Source organism: Streptomyces sp. NPDC058796, assembly GCF_042745235.1.
GTDB lineage: Bacteria > Actinomycetota > Actinomycetes > Streptomycetales > Streptomycetaceae > Streptomyces.
Genome location: NZ_JBHYOP010000009.1, coordinates 200,737 through 218,035, shown reverse-complemented (window position 1 = coordinate 218,035; position 17,299 = coordinate 200,737). Strand labels below are relative to the sequence as shown.

The 17,299-nt window shown below is 72.5% G+C and carries 17 protein-coding genes; 13 read left to right on the top strand and 4 right to left on the bottom strand.

The features are described 5' to 3' along the window. Positions 1-12 precede the first annotated feature (12 nt). On the bottom strand, positions 13-1,173 hold the full coding sequence (rhaI, locus tag ACFW47_RS23565) for an L-rhamnose isomerase (RefSeq protein ID WP_386277627.1): 1,161 nt from the start codon (positions 1,171-1,173) through the stop codon (positions 13-15). A 287-nt stretch (positions 1,174-1,460) separates the two neighbouring features. Between rhaI and ACFW47_RS23560 the strand changes: the two genes are divergently transcribed. From ACFW47_RS23560 to ACFW47_RS23515, 10 genes are all read left to right on the top strand, one after another. Further along, positions 1,461-2,978, top strand: coding sequence for a sugar ABC transporter ATP-binding protein (locus ACFW47_RS23560; protein ID WP_386306930.1), 1,518 nt, complete (start codon positions 1,461-1,463; stop codon positions 2,976-2,978). Beyond that, a complete protein-coding gene (locus ACFW47_RS23555) occupies positions 2,975-4,015 on the top strand; it encodes an ABC transporter permease (protein ID WP_386306929.1) in 1,041 nt (346 codons plus the stop codon). Before ACFW47_RS23560 ends, ACFW47_RS23555 begins: the two co-directional genes overlap by 4 nt. After that, positions 4,008-5,021 carry an ABC transporter permease gene (locus tag ACFW47_RS23550; RefSeq protein ID WP_386306927.1) on the top strand — a complete coding sequence of 338 codons (1,014 nt, stop codon included), beginning with the start codon at positions 4,008-4,010 and terminating at the stop codon, positions 5,019-5,021. The genes ACFW47_RS23555 and ACFW47_RS23550 overlap by 8 nt, the downstream gene beginning before the upstream one ends. A gap of 23 nt (positions 5,022-5,044) precedes the next feature. Beyond that, complete coding sequence (gene rhaS, locus ACFW47_RS23545) at positions 5,045-6,127, top strand: rhamnose ABC transporter substrate-binding protein (protein WP_386277619.1); 1,083 nt, start codon at positions 5,045-5,047, stop codon at positions 6,125-6,127. A 49-nt stretch (positions 6,128-6,176) separates the two neighbouring features. Next, a complete protein-coding gene (locus tag ACFW47_RS23540) occupies positions 6,177-6,497 on the top strand; it encodes an L-rhamnose mutarotase (protein WP_386277617.1) in 321 nt (106 codons plus the stop codon). Between the two features lie 136 nt (positions 6,498-6,633). Then, positions 6,634-7,659: a LacI family DNA-binding transcriptional regulator gene (locus ACFW47_RS23535; RefSeq protein ID WP_386277615.1), complete on the top strand. Its 1,026-nt coding sequence runs from the start codon at positions 6,634-6,636 to the stop codon at positions 7,657-7,659. Positions 7,660-7,800: 141 nt separating this feature from the next. Next, positions 7,801-9,105, top strand: coding sequence for an alpha/beta fold hydrolase (locus ACFW47_RS23530; protein ID WP_386277613.1), 1,305 nt, complete (start codon positions 7,801-7,803; stop codon positions 9,103-9,105). 57 nt (positions 9,106-9,162) lie between these two features. Then, positions 9,163-9,906, top strand: a complete 744-nt coding sequence (locus tag ACFW47_RS23525; protein WP_386277611.1) for a PIG-L deacetylase family protein — start codon at positions 9,163-9,165, stop codon at positions 9,904-9,906. A 3-nt stretch (positions 9,907-9,909) separates the two neighbouring features. Next, positions 9,910-10,851: an RNA polymerase sigma factor SigJ gene (gene sigJ, locus ACFW47_RS23520; protein WP_386306924.1), complete on the top strand. Its 942-nt coding sequence runs from the start codon at positions 9,910-9,912 to the stop codon at positions 10,849-10,851. A 158-nt stretch (positions 10,852-11,009) separates the two neighbouring features. Beyond that, positions 11,010-11,840, top strand: a complete 831-nt coding sequence (locus ACFW47_RS23515; protein WP_386306923.1) for a pentapeptide repeat-containing protein — start codon at positions 11,010-11,012, stop codon at positions 11,838-11,840. On the opposite strand, the gene ACFW47_RS23510 is transcribed toward ACFW47_RS23515, so the two are convergent. Continuing rightward, a complete protein-coding gene (locus tag ACFW47_RS23510; protein ID WP_386277605.1) occupies positions 11,802-13,349 on the bottom strand; it encodes a cytochrome P450 in 1,548 nt (515 codons plus the stop codon). The two genes, ACFW47_RS23515 and ACFW47_RS23510, sit on opposite strands and share 39 nt — an antisense overlap. A gap of 121 nt (positions 13,350-13,470) precedes the next feature. On the opposite strand from ACFW47_RS23510, the gene ACFW47_RS23505 reads away from it, so the two are divergent. Both ACFW47_RS23505 and ACFW47_RS23500 read left to right on the top strand, forming a co-directional pair. Further along, complete coding sequence (locus tag ACFW47_RS23505; protein ID WP_386306922.1) at positions 13,471-14,079, top strand: TetR/AcrR family transcriptional regulator; 609 nt, start codon at positions 13,471-13,473, stop codon at positions 14,077-14,079. 103 nt (positions 14,080-14,182) lie between these two features. Next, positions 14,183-14,908 carry a DUF2470 domain-containing protein gene (locus tag ACFW47_RS23500; RefSeq protein ID WP_386306921.1) on the top strand — a complete coding sequence of 242 codons (726 nt, stop codon included), beginning with the start codon at positions 14,183-14,185 and terminating at the stop codon, positions 14,906-14,908. Between the two features lie 26 nt (positions 14,909-14,934). On the opposite strand, the gene ACFW47_RS23495 is transcribed toward ACFW47_RS23500, so the two are convergent. Continuing rightward, positions 14,935-16,191: an aromatic acid exporter family protein gene (locus ACFW47_RS23495; RefSeq protein WP_386277599.1), complete on the bottom strand. Its 1,257-nt coding sequence runs from the start codon at positions 16,189-16,191 to the stop codon at positions 14,935-14,937. Positions 16,192-16,305: 114 nt separating this feature from the next. Then, positions 16,306-16,800, bottom strand: coding sequence for an FBP domain-containing protein (locus tag ACFW47_RS23490; protein ID WP_386306919.1), 495 nt, complete (start codon positions 16,798-16,800; stop codon positions 16,306-16,308). Positions 16,801-17,003: 203 nt separating this feature from the next. Between ACFW47_RS23490 and ACFW47_RS23485 the strand changes: the two genes are divergently transcribed. Further along, entirely contained in the window at positions 17,004-17,291 is a 288-nt protein-coding gene (locus ACFW47_RS23485) for a hypothetical protein (RefSeq protein WP_386277595.1), read from the top strand. Positions 17,292-17,299 lie beyond the last annotated feature (8 nt).

Sequence of the window (17,299 nt, the reverse complement as noted above, 5' to 3'; positions counted from 1 at the left end):
CCCGGCAGACGCTCACGCCCCCCACCCCGCCTGCTGCCCACCCACCCGCTCGGCAACGACCTCCTCCGCCCACCCGCACTCGCGATACGCGGCCATGGGATCCGGGGCGAGCCCCATCTCCTGACGCACCTCACGAAGAAGCGGCCGCACGTCCGTGTCGTACGCGTCCATCACCACCGCGTTGGCGCCGAGCACATCGCCCGAAGCCTGCGCGGCGGACAGCGCGTCCGCGTCGACCAGCAACGCCTTCGCCGTGGCCTCCTGCACATTCATCACCGACCGGATGATCGCCGGAATCTTCGCCTCGATGTTGTGGCACTGATCCAGCATGAACGCCACGTCGGAGGTGAACCCGCCCCCGCGCACCACCTCGTACATGATGCGGAACAGCTGGAACGGATCGGCCGCCCCCACCATCAGGTCGTCGTCCGCGTAGAAGCGCGAGTTGAAGTCGAACCCGCCGAGCTTCCCCTCCCGCAGCAGCGTCGCCACGATGAACTCGATGTTCGTGCCCGGCGCGTGGTGCCCGGTGTCGACGACGACCTGCGCCTTCTCACCCAGCCGGAGGCAGTGCGCGTAGGCCGTGCCCCAGTCCGGTACGTCCGTCGTGTAGAACGCCGGCTCGAAGAGCTTGTACTCCAGCAGCATCCGCTGCCCCTCGCCCAGCCGCTCGTACACCTCGGCCAGCCCCTCGGCCAGCCGGTCCTGCCGGGAGCGCACGTCGTCCTGCCCGGGATAGTTCGTGCCGTCGGCGAACCAGAGCTTCAAGTCCCGGGACCCGGTGGCGTCCATGATGTCGACGCACTCCAGCAGGTGACCGACGGCCTTCTTGCGCACCGCCGCGTCGGGGTGGCAGATGCTGCCGAGCCTGTAGTCGTCGTCCTGGAAGGTGTTGGAGTTGATCGCGCCGATCCGCAGGCCCCGCGCCTTGGCGTGCTCGGCCAGCGCCGCGTAGTCCTCGACCTTGTCCCACGGAATGTGCAGGGCGACGGTCGGGGCCACGCCGGTGAACTCGTGCACCTTCGCCGCGTCGTCCAGTTTCTCGAACGGGTCGCGCGGCACGCCCGCTTGGGCGAACACCTTGAACCGGGTGCCGGAGTTCCCGTACGCCCACGACGGCGTCTCGACTGCCTGGGTCCTGAGCGCGGCCTTCACCGCTGCTGGCTCGGTCACTTCGGCGCTCCTGTGACATCGGGGCGCGGCCGGTCCGGGGACCGGCTCCGCGCACGACCATGTGTGAAACGATTCAGAACGTGAAGCTATGAGCCACCCGAGGGGGTGTCAACCCTTCTGCTCCCTCCCGCTTTCCTTGACTCGCCCGTGACCTTCGGCTATCGAAAGTTTTTCGACCCGGACCCATTGACGTGACATGCCCGGCCTGCCTAACGTCCCGGCAACCCAGTTGAAACCTTTCACGGCGCCGTGAGGGCCGTCCCGCCCGGCGTCGTCGAGGAGCCCTCATGACCCACCCGTCCGACACGGGTAAGGCCCCGGTTCTGGCGCTCAGGGACGTCTCCAAGTCCTTCGGCGCGGTCCGCGCCCTTCGGGACGTCTCCCTGGAACTGTTCCCCGGCGAGGTGCACGCCCTCGCCGGTGAGAACGGCGCGGGCAAGTCGACCCTCATCAAGGCGCTCGCCGGAGTGCACCGGCCGGACGCCGGCCAGGTGCTGCTCGACGGCGAGCCGGTCGTCTTCCACGGCCCCGGCGACGCCCGCGACGCCGGCATCGCCGTGATCTACCAGGAGCCGACCCTCTTTCCCGACCTGTCGATCGCCGAGAACATCTTCATGGGCCGGCAGCCTCGGCGCGCCCTCGGCCGCATCGACCACCGGGCGACCCGCGACGCCACCGCCGGGCTCATGCGGCGCCTCGGCGTCGAACTCGACCCCGACCGCCCCGCGCGCGGCCTGTCCATCGCGGACCAGCAGATCGTGGAGATCGCCAAGGCGCTCTCCTTCGACGCCCGTGTCCTGGTCATGGACGAACCGACCGCCGCGCTCACCGGCAGCGAGGTCGCCCGGCTCTTCGGCGTCGTGCGCACCCTGCGCGAGCAGGGCGCCGCCGTGCTCTTCATCTCGCACCGGCTGGAGGAGATCTTCCAGATCTGCGCGCGCGTCACCACCCTGCGCGACGGTGCCCGGATCGCCGGCGAACCGCTGGCCGGCATGACCGAGGACGACCTGGTCCGCCGCATGGTCGGCCGCGACCTCGACGAGCTCTACCCCAAGCAGGAGGTCAGCCCCGGCGAAGTCGCCCTCAGCGTGCGCCGCCTGACCCGGGAGGGCGTCTTCACCGACGTCTCCTTCGAGGTGCGGCGCGGCGAGATCGTCGGCCTCGCCGGACTGGTCGGCGCCGGGCGCACCGAGGTCGCCCGCGCCGTGTTCGGCGTGGACCGCTGGGACGCGGGCGAGGTCACCGTCGACGGCAAGCACCTGGTCAACGGCGCCCCGTCCACCGCGATGGCCGCGGGCCTCGCCCTGGTCCCGGAGGACCGGCGCGCCCAGGGGCTGGTGATGGACATGTCCATCGAGCGCAACATCGGCCTCACCGGGCTCCGTACGACCGTGCGGGCCGGGCTGATGGACCGGCGCGCCGAGCGCAGCCGCTCCCTCGACTGGGCGGTCAGGCTCCAGGTCAAGTACGCCCGCATCGCCGACGCCGTCGCCACGCTCTCCGGAGGCAACCAGCAGAAGGTCGTCCTCGCCAAGTGGCTGGCCACCGGCCCCAAGGTGCTGATCGTCGACGAGCCGACCCGCGGCATCGACGTCGGCACCAAGGCCGAGGTGCACCGGCTGCTGAGCGAACTCGCCGCCGACGGTGTGGCCGTCCTGATGATCTCCTCCGACCTGCCCGAGGTCCTCGGCATGGCCGACCGCGTCCTGGTGATGCACGAGGGCCGGCTGACCGCGGAGATCGCCCGCTCCGACGCCACCGAGGAGACCGTGATGGCCGCGGCCACGGGGAGGGCCGCCGCATGACGGTCACCGCACCGGACCAGGCACCTCGCACCGAGGCACCCCAAGCCGGCGCCACCCGGCTCGTCGACCGCGTCTTCAGGGTGCGCGAACTCGCCATCCTCCTCGTCTTCCTCGTGATGATCGCCGTCACCCAGGCCGGCAACAGCGAGTTCCTGTCCGAGCAGGGCGTCAAGGACCTGCTGCTGAACGCGACCATCCTGGTCCTGGTCGCCACCGGCCAGTCCCTGGTCGTCATCACCCGCAACGTCGACCTGTCCGTCGGCTCCACTCTCGGCATCAGCGCCTTCGCCGCCGGCACCTACCTCCAGGGCGGCGGCAACTCCGCCGTCGCCGTGCTCCTCGCGGTGCTCATGGGCGTCGGCTTCGGCCTGCTCAACGGGCTGCTGGTCAGCCTCGGCCAGGTGCCCGCCCTGGTCGTCACCCTCGGCACCCTCTACATCATCCGCGGCATCGACTCCATCTGGGTCGGCTCCCGGCAGATCACCGCGGCCGACCTGCCCGGCGGCTTCGTCGACTTCGGCTCGGGCGGGATCTCCGCCGTGCCGTGGCTGGCGCTGATCGCCCTCGCGGTGCTCGTCGTCACCGCGTACTACCTGCGGCACTTCGGCAGCGGACGCGAGCTGTACGCGCTCGGCTCCAACCCGGAGGCCGCCCGGCTCGCCGGCATCCCGGTCCGCAAGCGCGTCCTGACCGCCTACACCTTCTGCGGCGCCCTCGCAGGACTCGCCGGGGCCCTCTACCTGGCCCGGTTCGGCAACGTCGACTCCAGCACCGGCACCGGCTACGAACTGACCGTCGTCAGCGCCGTCGTGGTCGGCGGCGTCGTCTTCACCGGCGGCTCCGGCAGCGTCTACGGCGCCGCCCTCGGCGCGCTCCTGCTCACCTCGGTCAACAGCGTGCTGCCCGCCCTCGGCGTCAGCTCCGTGTGGGTGCTCGCCATCAACGGCATCCTGCTCATCCTCGCGATCGCCGTCGACCGGATCGTCGCGCTCCGCGTGGCCGACGCCCTGAAGAAGAGGAACGCCCGCCATGGCTGACCGCTCCCTGCTGCGCGCCGTCCGCTGGGACACAGTCGTCGGCGCCTTCCTCCTCGTCGTCCTGCTGCTCTCCTTCGGCTTCGTCGACGGCTTCGGCAACGCCCTCAACCTGTCCTTCCTCATCGGCAACACCCTGCCCATCGCGCTCATCGCCCTGCCGATGACCCTGCTCGTCGTCTCCGGCGAGATCGACCTCTCGGTCGCCTCCACCGCGGGCCTGTCCGGCGCGGTGATGGGCGCCCTGTGGAACCAGGGCATGGCCATCGAGGCGATCATCCCGGTCTGCCTGCTGCTCGGCGTCGTGTGCGGCCTGGTCAACGGGCTGCTGGTCACCCGGCTCGGCCTGCCCTCCCTCGCCGTCACCATCGGCACCCTGGCGGCCTACCGCGGCATGGCGCAGATCGTGCTCGGCTCGGACGCGGTGACCGACTTCCCCTCCCCGTACCTGGACTTCGCGGCCGGACGCATCGACGGCACCTTCGTCCCGTACGCCTTCCTCCCCTTCCTCGTGCTGCTCGCCATCGCCGTGGTGGCCCTGCACGCCACGCCGTTCGGTCGGTCGCTGTTCGCCATCGGCGCCAGCGAGGAGGCGGCCCGCTTCGCCGGTATCCGGGTCAGGCGGCAGAAGCTGATCCTGTTCACCCTCACCGGCCTGATGTCCGCCCTCACCGGCGTCTTCTGGGCCCTGCACTACGCCAGCGCCCGCTACGACAACGCCACCGGCCTCGAACTCTCCGTCGTCGCCGCCGTGCTGCTGGGCGGGGTCGACTTCGACGGCGGCAAGGGGACACTCGGCGGCGCCGTCGCCGGGGTGTTCCTGCTCGGGGCGCTGCAGAACGTGATGAGCCTGCAGGACGTCTCCGCCCAGTCGCAGATCGTCGTCACCGGCGTCCTGCTCGTGCTCTCCGTGCTCGGCCCCCGGGTCGCACGGCAGATCTCCGTCGCGCGGGCCGGACGCAGGGCGGCGGCGCCGCCCCCGCAGAAGGCACCCGCGCCCACCCCGTAGCCCCCCCCGTAAGGAAGCCAACCATGCGCAAGCAGTCCCTGACCCGCACCTGCGCCGCCCTCGCCGCCGTCACCTCCCTCGCCCTGGCCGCCACCGCCTGCGGCGGCACCACCAAGGAGGACGTCAGGAACGAGGACGCCTCCGCCGCCACCGCCGGCAAGGCCGACCCGGACGCCCCCACGAAGAAGGGCCTGACCGTCGGCTTCCTGCCCAAGCAGGTCAACAACCCGTACTTCACCGTCGCCGACAAGGGCGGCGAGAAGGCCCTGGAGGAACTGGGCTCCAGTTACAAGGAGGTCGGCCCCTCCAGCGGCACCGACACCGCCGGCCAGGTCTCCTACGTCAACACCCTCACCCAGCAGCAGGTCGACGCCATGGCCGTCTCCGCACAGGACCCGGGCGCCCTGTGCACCGCCCTCAAACAGGCCATGAAGACCGGCATCAAGGTCGTCACCTACGACTCCGACACCAACCCGGAGTGCCGCAACGCCTTCGTCTCCCAGGCGTCCGCCGAGGACCTCGGCCGCACCCAGGTGCAGCTGCTCGCCGAGCAGATCGGCAACAAGGGCGAGATCGCGATCCTCTCCGCCGCGCAGACCGCGACGAACCAGAACGCCTGGATCGAGATCATGAAGGACGAGCTCGAAGACCCGAAGTACAAGGACATCGAGCTGGTCGAGGTCGCCTACGGCGACGACGACGCCCAGAAGTCCTTCCAGCAGACCCAGGGTCTGCTCCAGGAGTACCCGGACCTGAAGGGGATCATCTCCCCGACCACCGTCGGCATCAAGGCCGCCGCCCAGTACCTGTCCGGCTCCAAGTACAAGGGCAAGGTCAAGCTGACCGGCCTCGGCACCCCCAACGACATGCGCAAGTACGTCAAGAACGGCACCGTCGAGGCGTTCGAGCTCTGGGACCCGGCCAAGCTCGGCGAACTCGCCGCGCGCACCGCCGTCGCCCTGGCCTCCGGGCAGATCACCGGCAAGGAGGGGGAGACCTTCGAGGCCGGTGCGATGGGCGAGTACGCCATCGGCGCGGACGGCGTGATCAACCTCGGCAAGCCGACCGTGTTCAACGCCGGGAACATCGACCAGTACGACTTCTGACACCCGCGTTTCTCCCGACCCGCACGTTCCGACCCGAGGGCGGTACTTCATGCAGCGTGTCTGTTTCCTGCTCAAGGTCCGACAGGACCGGATCGCGGAGTACCGCGAACGCCACGCCGCCGTGTGGCCCGAGATGCGCGAGGCACTGACGGCCACCGGCTGGCACAACTACTCGCTCTTCCTGCGGGACGACGGCCTGCTCGTCGGCTACCTGGAGACCGAGGACTTCGCCGCCGCCCGGGCCGGCATGGAGGCCACCGAGGTCAACGCCCGCTGGCAGGCCGAGATGGGTCCGCTCTTCGAGTCCCTCGACGGGGCCCGCCCCGACGAGGCGATGAAGCCGCTCACCGAGGTCTTCCACCTCGCCTGACGCCCGGCCCGGCCAGGAGCCGCCCGTCCGGACGGTGGAGGTCTTCCCAGGACGGCGCGGGTAATGTGAAGGCCATCCGGCCGCCCGCGTCCCTGGGTGCGTTTCCCCCCGGCCCGACCCTGGAGGTCCCTGCTCGATGGCCCATTCCGTGGGTATCAAGGACGTCGCCCGCGCCGCCGGAGTTTCCGTGGGCACGGTCTCCAACGTCATCAACCGCCCCGACACCGTCGCGGCCGAAACCCGCGCGCGCGTGCTGTCCGCGATCGACCGGCTCGGCTACGTCCGCAGCGAGTCCGCCCGCCAGCTGCGGGCGGGCCGCAGCCGGATCATGGGGCTGCTCGTCCTCGACATGGGCAACCCGTTCTTCGTCGACGTCGCGCGCGGCGCCGAGCGGGCCGCCCGCGACGCCGGGCTCGGCGTGATGGTCTGCAACAGCGCCCAGAACCCCGCGGAGGAGGCCGAGTACCTCTCGCTCTTCGCCGAGCAGCGGGTGCGGGGCGTCCTGCTCACCCCGGCCGACGCCACCGGCCGCAACATCGGGGGCTTCCGGCGCCACAACATCCCCTTCGTGCTGGTCGACCGGGTCGCCGAGGGCACCACCGAGTGCTCCGTCTCCGTGGACGACGTCGCGGGCGGCGCGCTCGCGGTGCGTCACCTGGTGGACGCCGGACACCGCTCCGTCGCGTACGTCAGCGGACCGCCCGGCCTCAACCAGGTGCGCGACCGGCGCACCGGCGCCCTGGCCGCCCTCGCCGAGGCCGGCCTCGGCCCGGACGCCCTGCGCGAGCTGCCCACCGAACGCCTCGACGTCGCGGCCGGCCGGGACGCCGGCGCCCGCCTGCTCGGCCTCGCCGACCGCCCCACCGCCGTCTTCTGCGCCAACGACCTGCTCGCCCTCGGCGTCCTCCAGGCCCTGTACGCCGCGGGCGTAGGCGTCCCCGACGACCTCGCGATCGTCGGCTACGACGACATCGAGTTCGCCGCCGCCGCGGCCGTCCCGCTCACCTCCGTGCGCCAGCCCGCCGTGACCATGGGCGCCATGGCCGCCGAACTGCTCCTTGAGGAGACGGAGTTGGAGGGCACGGACCGCACCCACGCACACCGCCGCGTGGTGCTCCAGCCGGAACTGGTGGTGCGGCGCTCCAGTCTCGCCGCCCGCTGACCGTCGCCACTGACCGTCCGTTCAGCACGAATGCCGGTCCCGGGGGTCGGAACCCGCAAGGACGTGTGCTGAACTGGGACACGGCCGAAAGATCCGTTCGTACGGTCCGACCGTGCGATCCGTCCGTCCCGGGAGCCCCCGTTGAGCGTCAGCTACCGCCAGCCCGGCGTCGTCCTCACCGACCGCCGGTTCACCGTGCCCCTCGACCACGCCGACCCCGGCGGGGAGACGATCGAGCTGTACGCCCGCGAGGCCGTGGCGAGCGACAAGGCGCACCGGGCCGACCTGCCGTGGCTGGTGTACCTCCAGGGCGGTCCCGGCTTCGGGGCGAACCGTTTCATCGGCCGTCCCTCCTGGCTCGGCCGCGCACTGAAGGAGTACCGCGTCCTCCTCCTCGACCAGCGCGGCACCGGTGCCTCCACGCCCGCCAACCGCCAGACGCTTCCGCTGCGCGGCGGCCCCGCCGAGCAGGCCGACTACCTCACCCACTTCCGCGCCGACGCCATCGTCCGCGACTGCGAGACCATCCGCCCGCAGGTCACCGGCGGCGCCCCCTGGACCGTCCTCGGCCAGAGCTTCGGCGGCTTCTGCACCGTCGCCTACCTGTCGCTGGCCCCTCAGGGCCTGAGCACGGCCCTGATCACCGGCGGGCTGCCCTCCCTGGACGCCCACGCCGACGACGTCTACCGGGCGGCCTATCCCCGCATCGAGCGCAAGGTGGCCGCGCACTACGCCCGCTACCCCCAGGACGTCGAGCGCGCCCGCCGCATCGCCGACCACCTGCTCACCCACGACGTCGTCCTGCCGAGCGGCTACCGGCTCACCGTCGAGGCCTTCCAGTCCCTCGGCATCATGCTCGGCGGCAGTGAGGGCAGCCACCGCCTGCACTTCCTCCTGGAGGACGCGTTCGTCCGCACCCCGCGCGGACACGAGCTGTCCGACGCGTTCCAGGAGCAGGCGCAGGCCCTGCTCTCGTACGCGGGTCACCCGCTGTACGCCCTCGTCCACGAGGCCATCTACGGCCAGGACGCGCGCCCCACCAACTGGTCGGCCGAGCGCGTCCGCGCCGAGTTCCCGCGGTTCGACGCCGCCAAGGCCCTCGCGGGCGACGAACCGCTGCTGTTCACCGGCGAGTCGGTCCACCCCTGGATGTTCGACTGCGACCCGGCGCTGCGCCCGCTGCGCGAGACCGCCGAAATGCTCGCCGCCCGCACCGACTGGAGTCCGCTCTACGACCCCGCCCGCCTCGCCGCCAACGAGGTGCCGGCCGCCGCGGCCGTCTACCACGACGACATGTACGTCGACACCGCCCACGCGCTGACCACCGCCCGCGCGATCCGCGGCCTGCGCACCTGGGTCACCGACGAGTTCGAGCACGACGGAGTCCGGGCCGGCGGCCCGCGCGTCCTGGACCGGCTGCTCGCCCTCGCCCGCGACGAGACCTGAACGGCAACGCGTTCGAATTGCGGGTGGGGTGCCGGCGGCACGGGTTAGTGTGCGGGCATGACGGAGCCGACGATCACGCAACTGGAGCCCATGCCCGGCGACTGGCGGCGCGCCCTGGCCGTCGTCGCCCACCCGGACGACCTGGAGTACGGCTGCTCGGCGGCGATCGCGGCCTGGACCGACGAGGGCCGGGAGGTCGCCTACGTCCTCGCGACCCGGGGCGAGGCGGGCATCGACACCCTGGCGCCCGCCGAGTGCGGCCCGCTGCGGGAGCGAGAGCAGCGGGCGAGCGCGGCCGTCGTCGGGGTGAGCGAGGTGGAGTTCCTCGACCACCGGGACGGCGTGATCGAGTACGGCACCGCGCTGCGGCGCGACATCGCCGCGGCGATCCGCCGGCACCGGCCCGAGCTGGTCATCACCCTCAACCACCGCGACACCTGGGGCGGCGTCGCCTGGAACACCCCGGACCACGTGGCCGTCGGGCGGGCCACCCTCGACGCGGCGGGCGACGCGGGCAACCGGTGGATCTTCCCGGAGCTGACCGAGCGGGGGCTCGAACCGTGGGACGGGGTGCGCTGGGTCGCGGTCGCCGGCTCCTCCTCGCCCACGCACGCCGTGGACGCCACCCCGGGGCTGGAACGCGCGGTCCGTTCCCTGCTGGAACACCGCACCTACATCGAGGCGCTGACCGACGAGGACCCGGAGACGTACGTGCGCGGCTTCCTCGTCGGGTTCGCCGAGACCGCGGGGGAGCGGTTCGGCGGGAAGCCCGCGGTGACCTTCGAAGTCTTCGGTCGGTAGCACATGGAGGGGGAGAGCGTGCTGGGGGAACACCTGGCGCAGGAGCAGGGGGACCGGCGGCTCGCGGAGCGGTTCGAGGAGCACCGCGGGCAGCTGAAGGCGGTGGCCTACCGCATGCTCGGCTCACTGAGCGAGGCGGAGGATGCCGTCCAGGAGGCCTGGCTGCGGCTCGACCGCGCCGGCGGCGACGGCATCGAGAACCTCGGCGCGTGGCTGACCACGGTGACCGGCCGGGTCTGCCTGGACCTGCTGCGCTCACGCACCACGCGGCGCGAGGAGCCGATGACGGAGGGCTTCGACACCTTCGTCCCGGATCCCGTGCTGCGGGCGCTGCCGCAGGGCGACCCGGAGGAGGCCGCCCTGCACACCGACTCGGTCGGGGTGGCCCTGCTGGTCGTGCTGGAGGCCCTGGAACCCGCCGAACGGCTGGCGTTCGTGCTGCACGACATGTTCGCCGTGCCCTTCAGCGACATCGCGCCGATCCTGGAGCGCAGCCCGGCCGCCACCCGGCAACTGGCCAGCCGGGCCCGGCGCCGGGTCCGGGACGCCACCCCGGCGGCCGACCCCGACCTCGGCAGGCAGCGCCGGGCGGTCGAGGCGTTCCTGGCCGCGAGCCGCGCCGGGGACTTCGAGGCGCTGCTGTCCGTCCTCCACCCGGACGTGGTGCTGCGGGCCGACGCCGGAGCACTTGCCACCGGTGTCGCGGCGTCGAAGGTGCTGCGCGGGGCCCGGACGGTCGCCACCGGGGCGTTCCACTTCCGGCATCTCGCCGGGTTCGCACGCCTCGCCCTGGTCAACGGCACGGTCGGCACCGTCGCCGTGGTCGAGGGACGCCCGCGGTCGGTCACCTGCGTCACCGTCGCCGACGGTCTCATCACGGGCATGTACATCCTGGCAGACCCCGACCGCCTGGCCGGCCTGGACGTGTCCGGCCTGCAAACCTGACCGAGCCGGACCGGACCGGGGCAAAGGGGGCGCGGGGCTGCGTCGATGTGCGGCTCCGCCGCGTGGGCGCGGCCGGCCACACCGCACCGGCACCCGCCCGCGGCGGGCAAGGGGCACCCCCGCACGCGCCCTCTCCAGTGGTCCGTATGCTCGACGGCATGCGAGAACACACGGCTGACCAGGCGGAACTGCGCGGCGACTGCGAGCGGTGCTTCGGTCTGTGCTGCGTGGCCCTGCCCTTCTCCCGGTCGGCGGACTTCGCAGTCGACAAGGACGCCGGCCAGCCCTGCGCCAACCTCCGGGCGGACCACCGCTGCGGCATCCACGCACGGCTGCGGCAGAGCGGCTTCACCGGCTGCACCGTCTACGACTGCTTCGGCGCCGGGCAGCGCGTCTCGCAGGTCACCTTCGGCGGCCGGGACTGGCGCGGCGGACCGCCGGAGCGCAGCCGCCGCATGTTCGACGTGTTCCCGGTCGTCCGGCAGCTGCACGAGCTGCTCTGGTACCTGACCGAGGCGCTGACCCTGTCCGCCGCCCGCCCGGTCCACGCCGACCTGCGCCGGGTCCTGGCCGACACCGAGCGGCTCGCCGAGGGGACGCCCGAGGAGCTGGCCGCCCTGGACGTGGCCGCGCACCGGCAGCGGGTCAACGTCCTCCTGCTGCGCACCAGCGAACTGGCGCGGGCCGGCACCCGCGGCCGGAAGAAGAACCGCCGGGGCGCCGACCTGATGGGCGCCCGTCTCAAGGGCGCCGACCTCAGCGGCGCCGACCTGCGCGGCGCCTACCTCATCGCCGCCGACCTCAGCGGCGCGGACCTGCGGGGCGCCGATCTGATCGGTGCGGACCTGCGCGACGCGGACCTGACGGGCGCCGACCTCACGGGCGCCTTCTTCCTGACCCAGCCGCAGCTCACCGCGGCCCGGGGCAACGCCGGCACCAGGCTGCCGGGCTCAGTCACCCACCCCGCGCACTGGACAGCGGGAAGCTGAGGCGGCGTCCTCGGGAACGGACGGGCCCTCCGGTGCCGCCGCGGGCCGGCCGGGCGCGGACCGCCGCTCCAGGCGGAGCCGCAGCCCCTCCGGCATCAGCGTCAGCCGCTCGGTCACCCGCAGCCGGTAGTCCGGCTCCGGCCGCAGCCCGTAGCGGCGCAGCAGCAGACCGAGGACCAGCGTCGCCTCGTGCAGCGCGAACTGCCGCCCGATGCAGGCCCGCGCGCCCGTGCCGAACGGCTTGTAGGTGTGCGGGGCACGCGCCCGTACGGCCTTGGCGTCGAAGCGGTCGGGATCGAACCGTTCGGCGTCCGGCCCCCACACCCGGGGGTCGCGGTGCAGCATGCCGGTCAGTACCAGCGCCCAGGCCCCGCGCCGCATCGGATGGGTACCGTCCAGCACCGTGTCCCGGCGGGCCTCCCGGGCGAAGGCGGGCGCGGTCGGCCACAGCCGCAGCGCCTCGTCCAGCACCCGGCGGACGTAGCGCAGCTTGGCCACCTGCTCGTAACCGGGCGCCTCGGTGTCTCCCCAGACCCGGTCGACCTCGGCGCGGGCCCGGGCCGCGACCTCGGGGTGCCGGGCGAGGTAGTGCAGCGCGAAGGAGAGCGCGCCCGATGTGGTCTCGTGTCCGGCCACCAGGAAGGTGATGACCTGGCGGCGGACGTTCTGTGCCGACAGCCGCTCACCCGTCTCCGGGTGGGCCGTCTCCAGCATCCGGTCGAGCAGGTCGCCCGTGCCGCTCCCGCCGGCGGTCCGGCGGGCGCCTATCAGGTCGTCGACCGTGCGGTTGAGGTACGCGATGTCGGCGCTGTTGCGGCGGCTCGCGGCGCGCAGCAGCCACGGGGCCAGCGGCGCGGGCACCGTGTTCAGACGCTGCGCGTAGCCGAGCGTGCCGACCATCGCGCTCACGAAGGGATGCGGGCGGGAGCGCTCGAAGGAACCGAAGTCGTGCCCGAACCCGGTGCGCGCGATCGTCTCCAGCGTCAGTTTGGTCATGTCCCCCGGCACGTCCACCGGCCGGCCCTCTGCCAGGGCCCGGTCCCAGTGGCCGGTGAGCCGCGCGGCCACGTCCAGCATCATCACGTGGTAGCCCGCCATGGCCTCCCGGCTGAACCCGGGGGCCAGCACGTCGTGCGCGAGCTGCCAGTTGGACTCGTGGTTGAACGCCGTGAACAACCCGTCCCCCGCGACCGGCCGCAGGTTGGCCACGCCCAGGCCCACGTGCTTGGCGAAGCGTGTCTCGTCCGCCAGGTCGGCGGCGAGGGAGGCGCCCCACACGAACACGAACTCCTTGCCGAAGGCGCGCCGCCGGAATATCGGCCCCAGCCGCCGGGCGTACCGCAGCGAGTCCTGCATCGGCGTGCTCCGGCTCGCCCCGACCACGTCCCCCAGCAGCGGGAGCCGGTACGGCGGGCGCGGTATGCGGTGCAGTTCGGGCCAGCCCAGTTCGGCGCTCCGGAAGCCCTTCGGCAGCCCGTCCGGTGCCAGTCGTTCCGTCGTCCGAGCCATGACGCGATCTCCCTTGTCGCAGCGGCGTGTTGCACGTGCCGGGCAAGCGTGTTGTACATGGATTCAATAACGCGCCTCAGTCTCGACCCGTTGTTGAACCGGCGTCAAGTAAGGTGCGGGCATGGCCGCGAACCAGGGCGAGCGCATCCGCCGCAGGCTCAGTACCGGGGAGCGCCGGGAGCAGTTGCTCTCGGTGGGCGCGCGGCTTTTCTCGGAGAGCCCCTACGACGACGTGTGGATCGAGCGGGTCGCCGAGATCGCCGGGGTCTCCCGCGGGCTGCTGTACCACTACTTCCCGAACAAGCGGGACTTCTTCGCGGCGGTCGTCGAGCGCGAGAGCGAGCGGATGCTGCGGATGACGGCCGCCGTGCCCGGTGTGCCGGTGCGGGAGCAGCTCGCGGCGGGACTCGACGCCTACCTGGAGTACGTCCGGGCCCACGCGCACGGCTACCGGGCCTTCCACCGTGCCGACGCGGCGGGGGACCAAGCGGTGCGCAGGGTCTACCGGAAGGCGCTGGCCGCGCAGGAGCGGCAGATCCTCGCCGCCCTGGCCGCCGACCCGGAGTTCGGGCCGGCCTTCGGGCAACGGGCCGACGTGCGGCTGGCGGTGCGGGGCTGGCTGGCGTTCACCACCGCGGTCTGCCTGGAGTGGCTGCGGGACCCGGGGCCGGCCCGGGAGCAGGTGCGTGACCTGTGCGCGCGTGCCCTGCTGGGCGCCATCACGCCGTGAACGCCCCCTTCCACGCGTCCTGGTTGGCGCACGCCCCGATCTCCGATAGGTTAGGTGAGCCTTACCTAATGAGCGATGACTCAATTGACGACGGAGGTTGGGGATGGGTGACAGCCACACCTGGACGGCCGCGCCTGCCGCTGCGGAACGGGCCCGCTCCGTGCTCGCCGCCGCCTGGTCCTGCGCGGTGACCGCGGAGGGCGGACGCGAGGAGTTCGTCGGCGCGCACGGTGTCGCCGACGACGGCCGGGTGACGCTGCACGTGCCCGAGGACAGCGCACTGCTCGCGGCGGCGATCTGCGCGCCCCGCGGGGAGCCGTCCGCCGTACTGGAGTTCGCCGACGTGGCGCCCGTCCCGGTCCGGGGCCGGATCAGGGCGCGGCTCTGGCTGGCCGGCTGGTTCGCTCTGGCGGACGGCCACTTGGCGTTCACGCCCACGCGCGTGGTGCTTCGGCAGCCGTCCGGTGCCGTGGTCGTCGACCTCGACGAGTTCGCCGCCGCCGCGCCCGACCCGCTGGCCCTGGCCGAGGCCCGGCTGCTGACCCATCTCGCCGACTGCCACGGTGACGCGGTGGAGCGACTGACCCGGCTCGTCGACGTGGACAGCCTGCACGGCGCGGTGCGGGTGCGGCCCCTCGCCGTCGACCGGCACGGCCTGACACTGCGCATCGAACGCGTCCGCGCCCACGGCGACGTACGGCTGCCCTTCCACGCGCCCGCCGACGACGTGGCCCAGCTCACCGAGCGGATGCACGTACTGCTGTCCCAGGCGAGCACCGCCTCCTGCCCCCGGCCCCTGCAGCGGCAGCGCGCCGACGGCGACGGCTGAGGCGGGCCGGCCGTCGGCCGCGCTCTTCAAGAAGGACGCCGCCCGGCGGCGCCGCGCTTCCGCTGCCGGAGCCGGGACCGCGCCCGGTCGCGCAGCTCGGTCAGCCGCGGCATGCGTTCGCGCTGCTCGCGCGTGTGCCGGTCCAGCTCCTCCAGGAGCCGGCGCGAACGGTGCTCGGTGTCCATCTCGTCGATGATGCGGTTGACCTCGGTCAGCACCGCGCCCTGCAACTGCCACTGCCGCGGGTCGCGCCGGACCTCCTCCAGGAGCAGTCCGGCCAGTCTGTCCCGGGTGACCGCGGCCTGCCGCAGCTCGGCGGAGAGCCGCTCCTCGGCGGACTCGGCGTCATCGCTGACGCTGGTGGTGACCAGCACCGCGAAGCTGACCACAGCGTCGGCGATCTCGGACAGGAGCTGCTCGATGGTGGCCCCCGTCTCGGGCGGGAACAGCGGCTCGGGTTCCCGCTCCTTCGCGAGGTCGGTGAAGGTGCGGGCCAGGACCCGCATCACGACCGTGCAGATCTCCAGCGTGTCCAGGCCGGAACGCAGCACCACCCGGTGGAGCAGCCCCTCGCGTACGCGGGGGTTGAGCCGCAGGCTGTCCTCGGCCTGCCGCAGGTCCTCGTCCACCTCGCCGATCTCGTGGTCGAGACGGCGGGCCTCGTGCAGCCTGGCCGCCGCCTCGTGGTACGCCGTGCTGCCCGCGGCCTCCTCGCCCATCCGCAGCATCAGCTGCCGCACCCTTCGGGCCAGTCCCTCGATCGACTCGCCCGCCTGCTCCACCCACACCGGTGGCGCGAGCACCAGGTTGAAGGCCAGGCCGACGATCGCCCCGACCAGCGTCTCCACCACCCGCGCCCACGCCAGGCTCCCGTGCGAGGTCACACCCAGCACCAGCATCGCGCTGATCGCCACCTCGGCCACGAACTCGTGCGCCCGCACCAGGTGGCCGACGCCCAGCGCCGCCACGATCAACAGGGCCAGACTCCACCAGCTCAGTCCGACCAGCTGGCTGAAGAGAATGGCGACCAGGACGCCGGCCACCACGGCGTTCACCCGGCGGAAGCTCATCTTGAGCGTGGCGTACAGGGTGACCTGGACGACCAGCAGCGCGGTGAGGGGCGCGGTGAGCGGCGCCGCCGACTTGTCGGGGGTCAGGCGGACCGCGATCACATAGGCGATCGACGCGGCGGCGGCCGAGCGCAGCGCCTGCACGACCATGGGGTCCCTGAGCCACTTCACCCGCCGCAGAGCCGCCGCGGCACTCTTGCGTACATCGCGCATCCTCGGGCTGTTCCCTTCCCCGGGCGCCTCGAACGTATCCGGACAGGACGGTAACCGGACAAAGGGGGCGAACGGGGGTCTCACGCGCCGGGCGCCGCCGCGCGTCCGTGATCGTCAGGCGATCACCTTGGCGAGGAAGGCGGACAGGTTGCCCATGGTCCGGGCCACCTGTTCCTCCAGGGTCAGGCTCTCCTCGAAGCGGGTACCGCCCTCGGGTGCCTTCCGGCCCCGCAGATACAGGGAGCAGGCGAGATCGGTGCACATGTACAGGCCGACCGAGTTGCCCTCCCGTCCCGCCGGGCCCGCCTTGCGCGCCGTCATCAGCGACACCCCGCCCCGCGGATGGGTCGTCAGGCACAGTCCGCACAGGCTGCGCTGGAAGAAGCCGGTCCGGCCCGGCTGGAAGCGCAGGGCGACGCCGGTGAGGCGCCCGTCGTGTTCGCCGACCAGGTAGCTGCGGTCGGGCGCTCCCGGATCACGCCAGCCCAGGAAGTCGAGGTGGTCCCAGGGGCGCTCGTCGAGATCGCGGGGGACCGTCAGGCGCTTGGCCTCGCCCTTGGAGCAGTTGATGAAGGAGTCGCGGATGTCCCGCTCGGTGAGGGGTTTCATGGATCTTCCCGTGCTCTTCCGGAGTAGTAGAAACCTAGAGGGCCTAGGTTTCCGCCTAGCGTAGGTAGCCCCGAGCGGGGGGTGCCAGTGATTTAGGAGCGGGCGCCGTGCGCCGCGTTTCACGGACCGGGGCGGTGGTACCCGTCGGCGTTCGGGCGGCCGGAACGGCCGGCGCCCGAAGGACCGCAGGAAGGGAGTGCGCAGTGGCCGACCACCGCCTCGAAGGACCGGGGGAGAACGGCGATCCCGTCCCGCGGGACATGCCGGACCAGCAGGCCGGGACCGGCGACGATCCGTGGGAGGCCGCCGCGCCCACCCGGGAGCAGATGGAGCAGGGTCAGCGCCCCGAGGGAGACGAGGACACCGACGACGCGACGGGCGACGGCACCGACGTCCCCGACACGGACGAGGCGGGGACGGGCCGTCAGGGCGCCCCGCACTCGGGCGCCGTGCACCCGGAACACCCGGTGCCCGACGAGTCCTCCGGCTGAGGACCCGA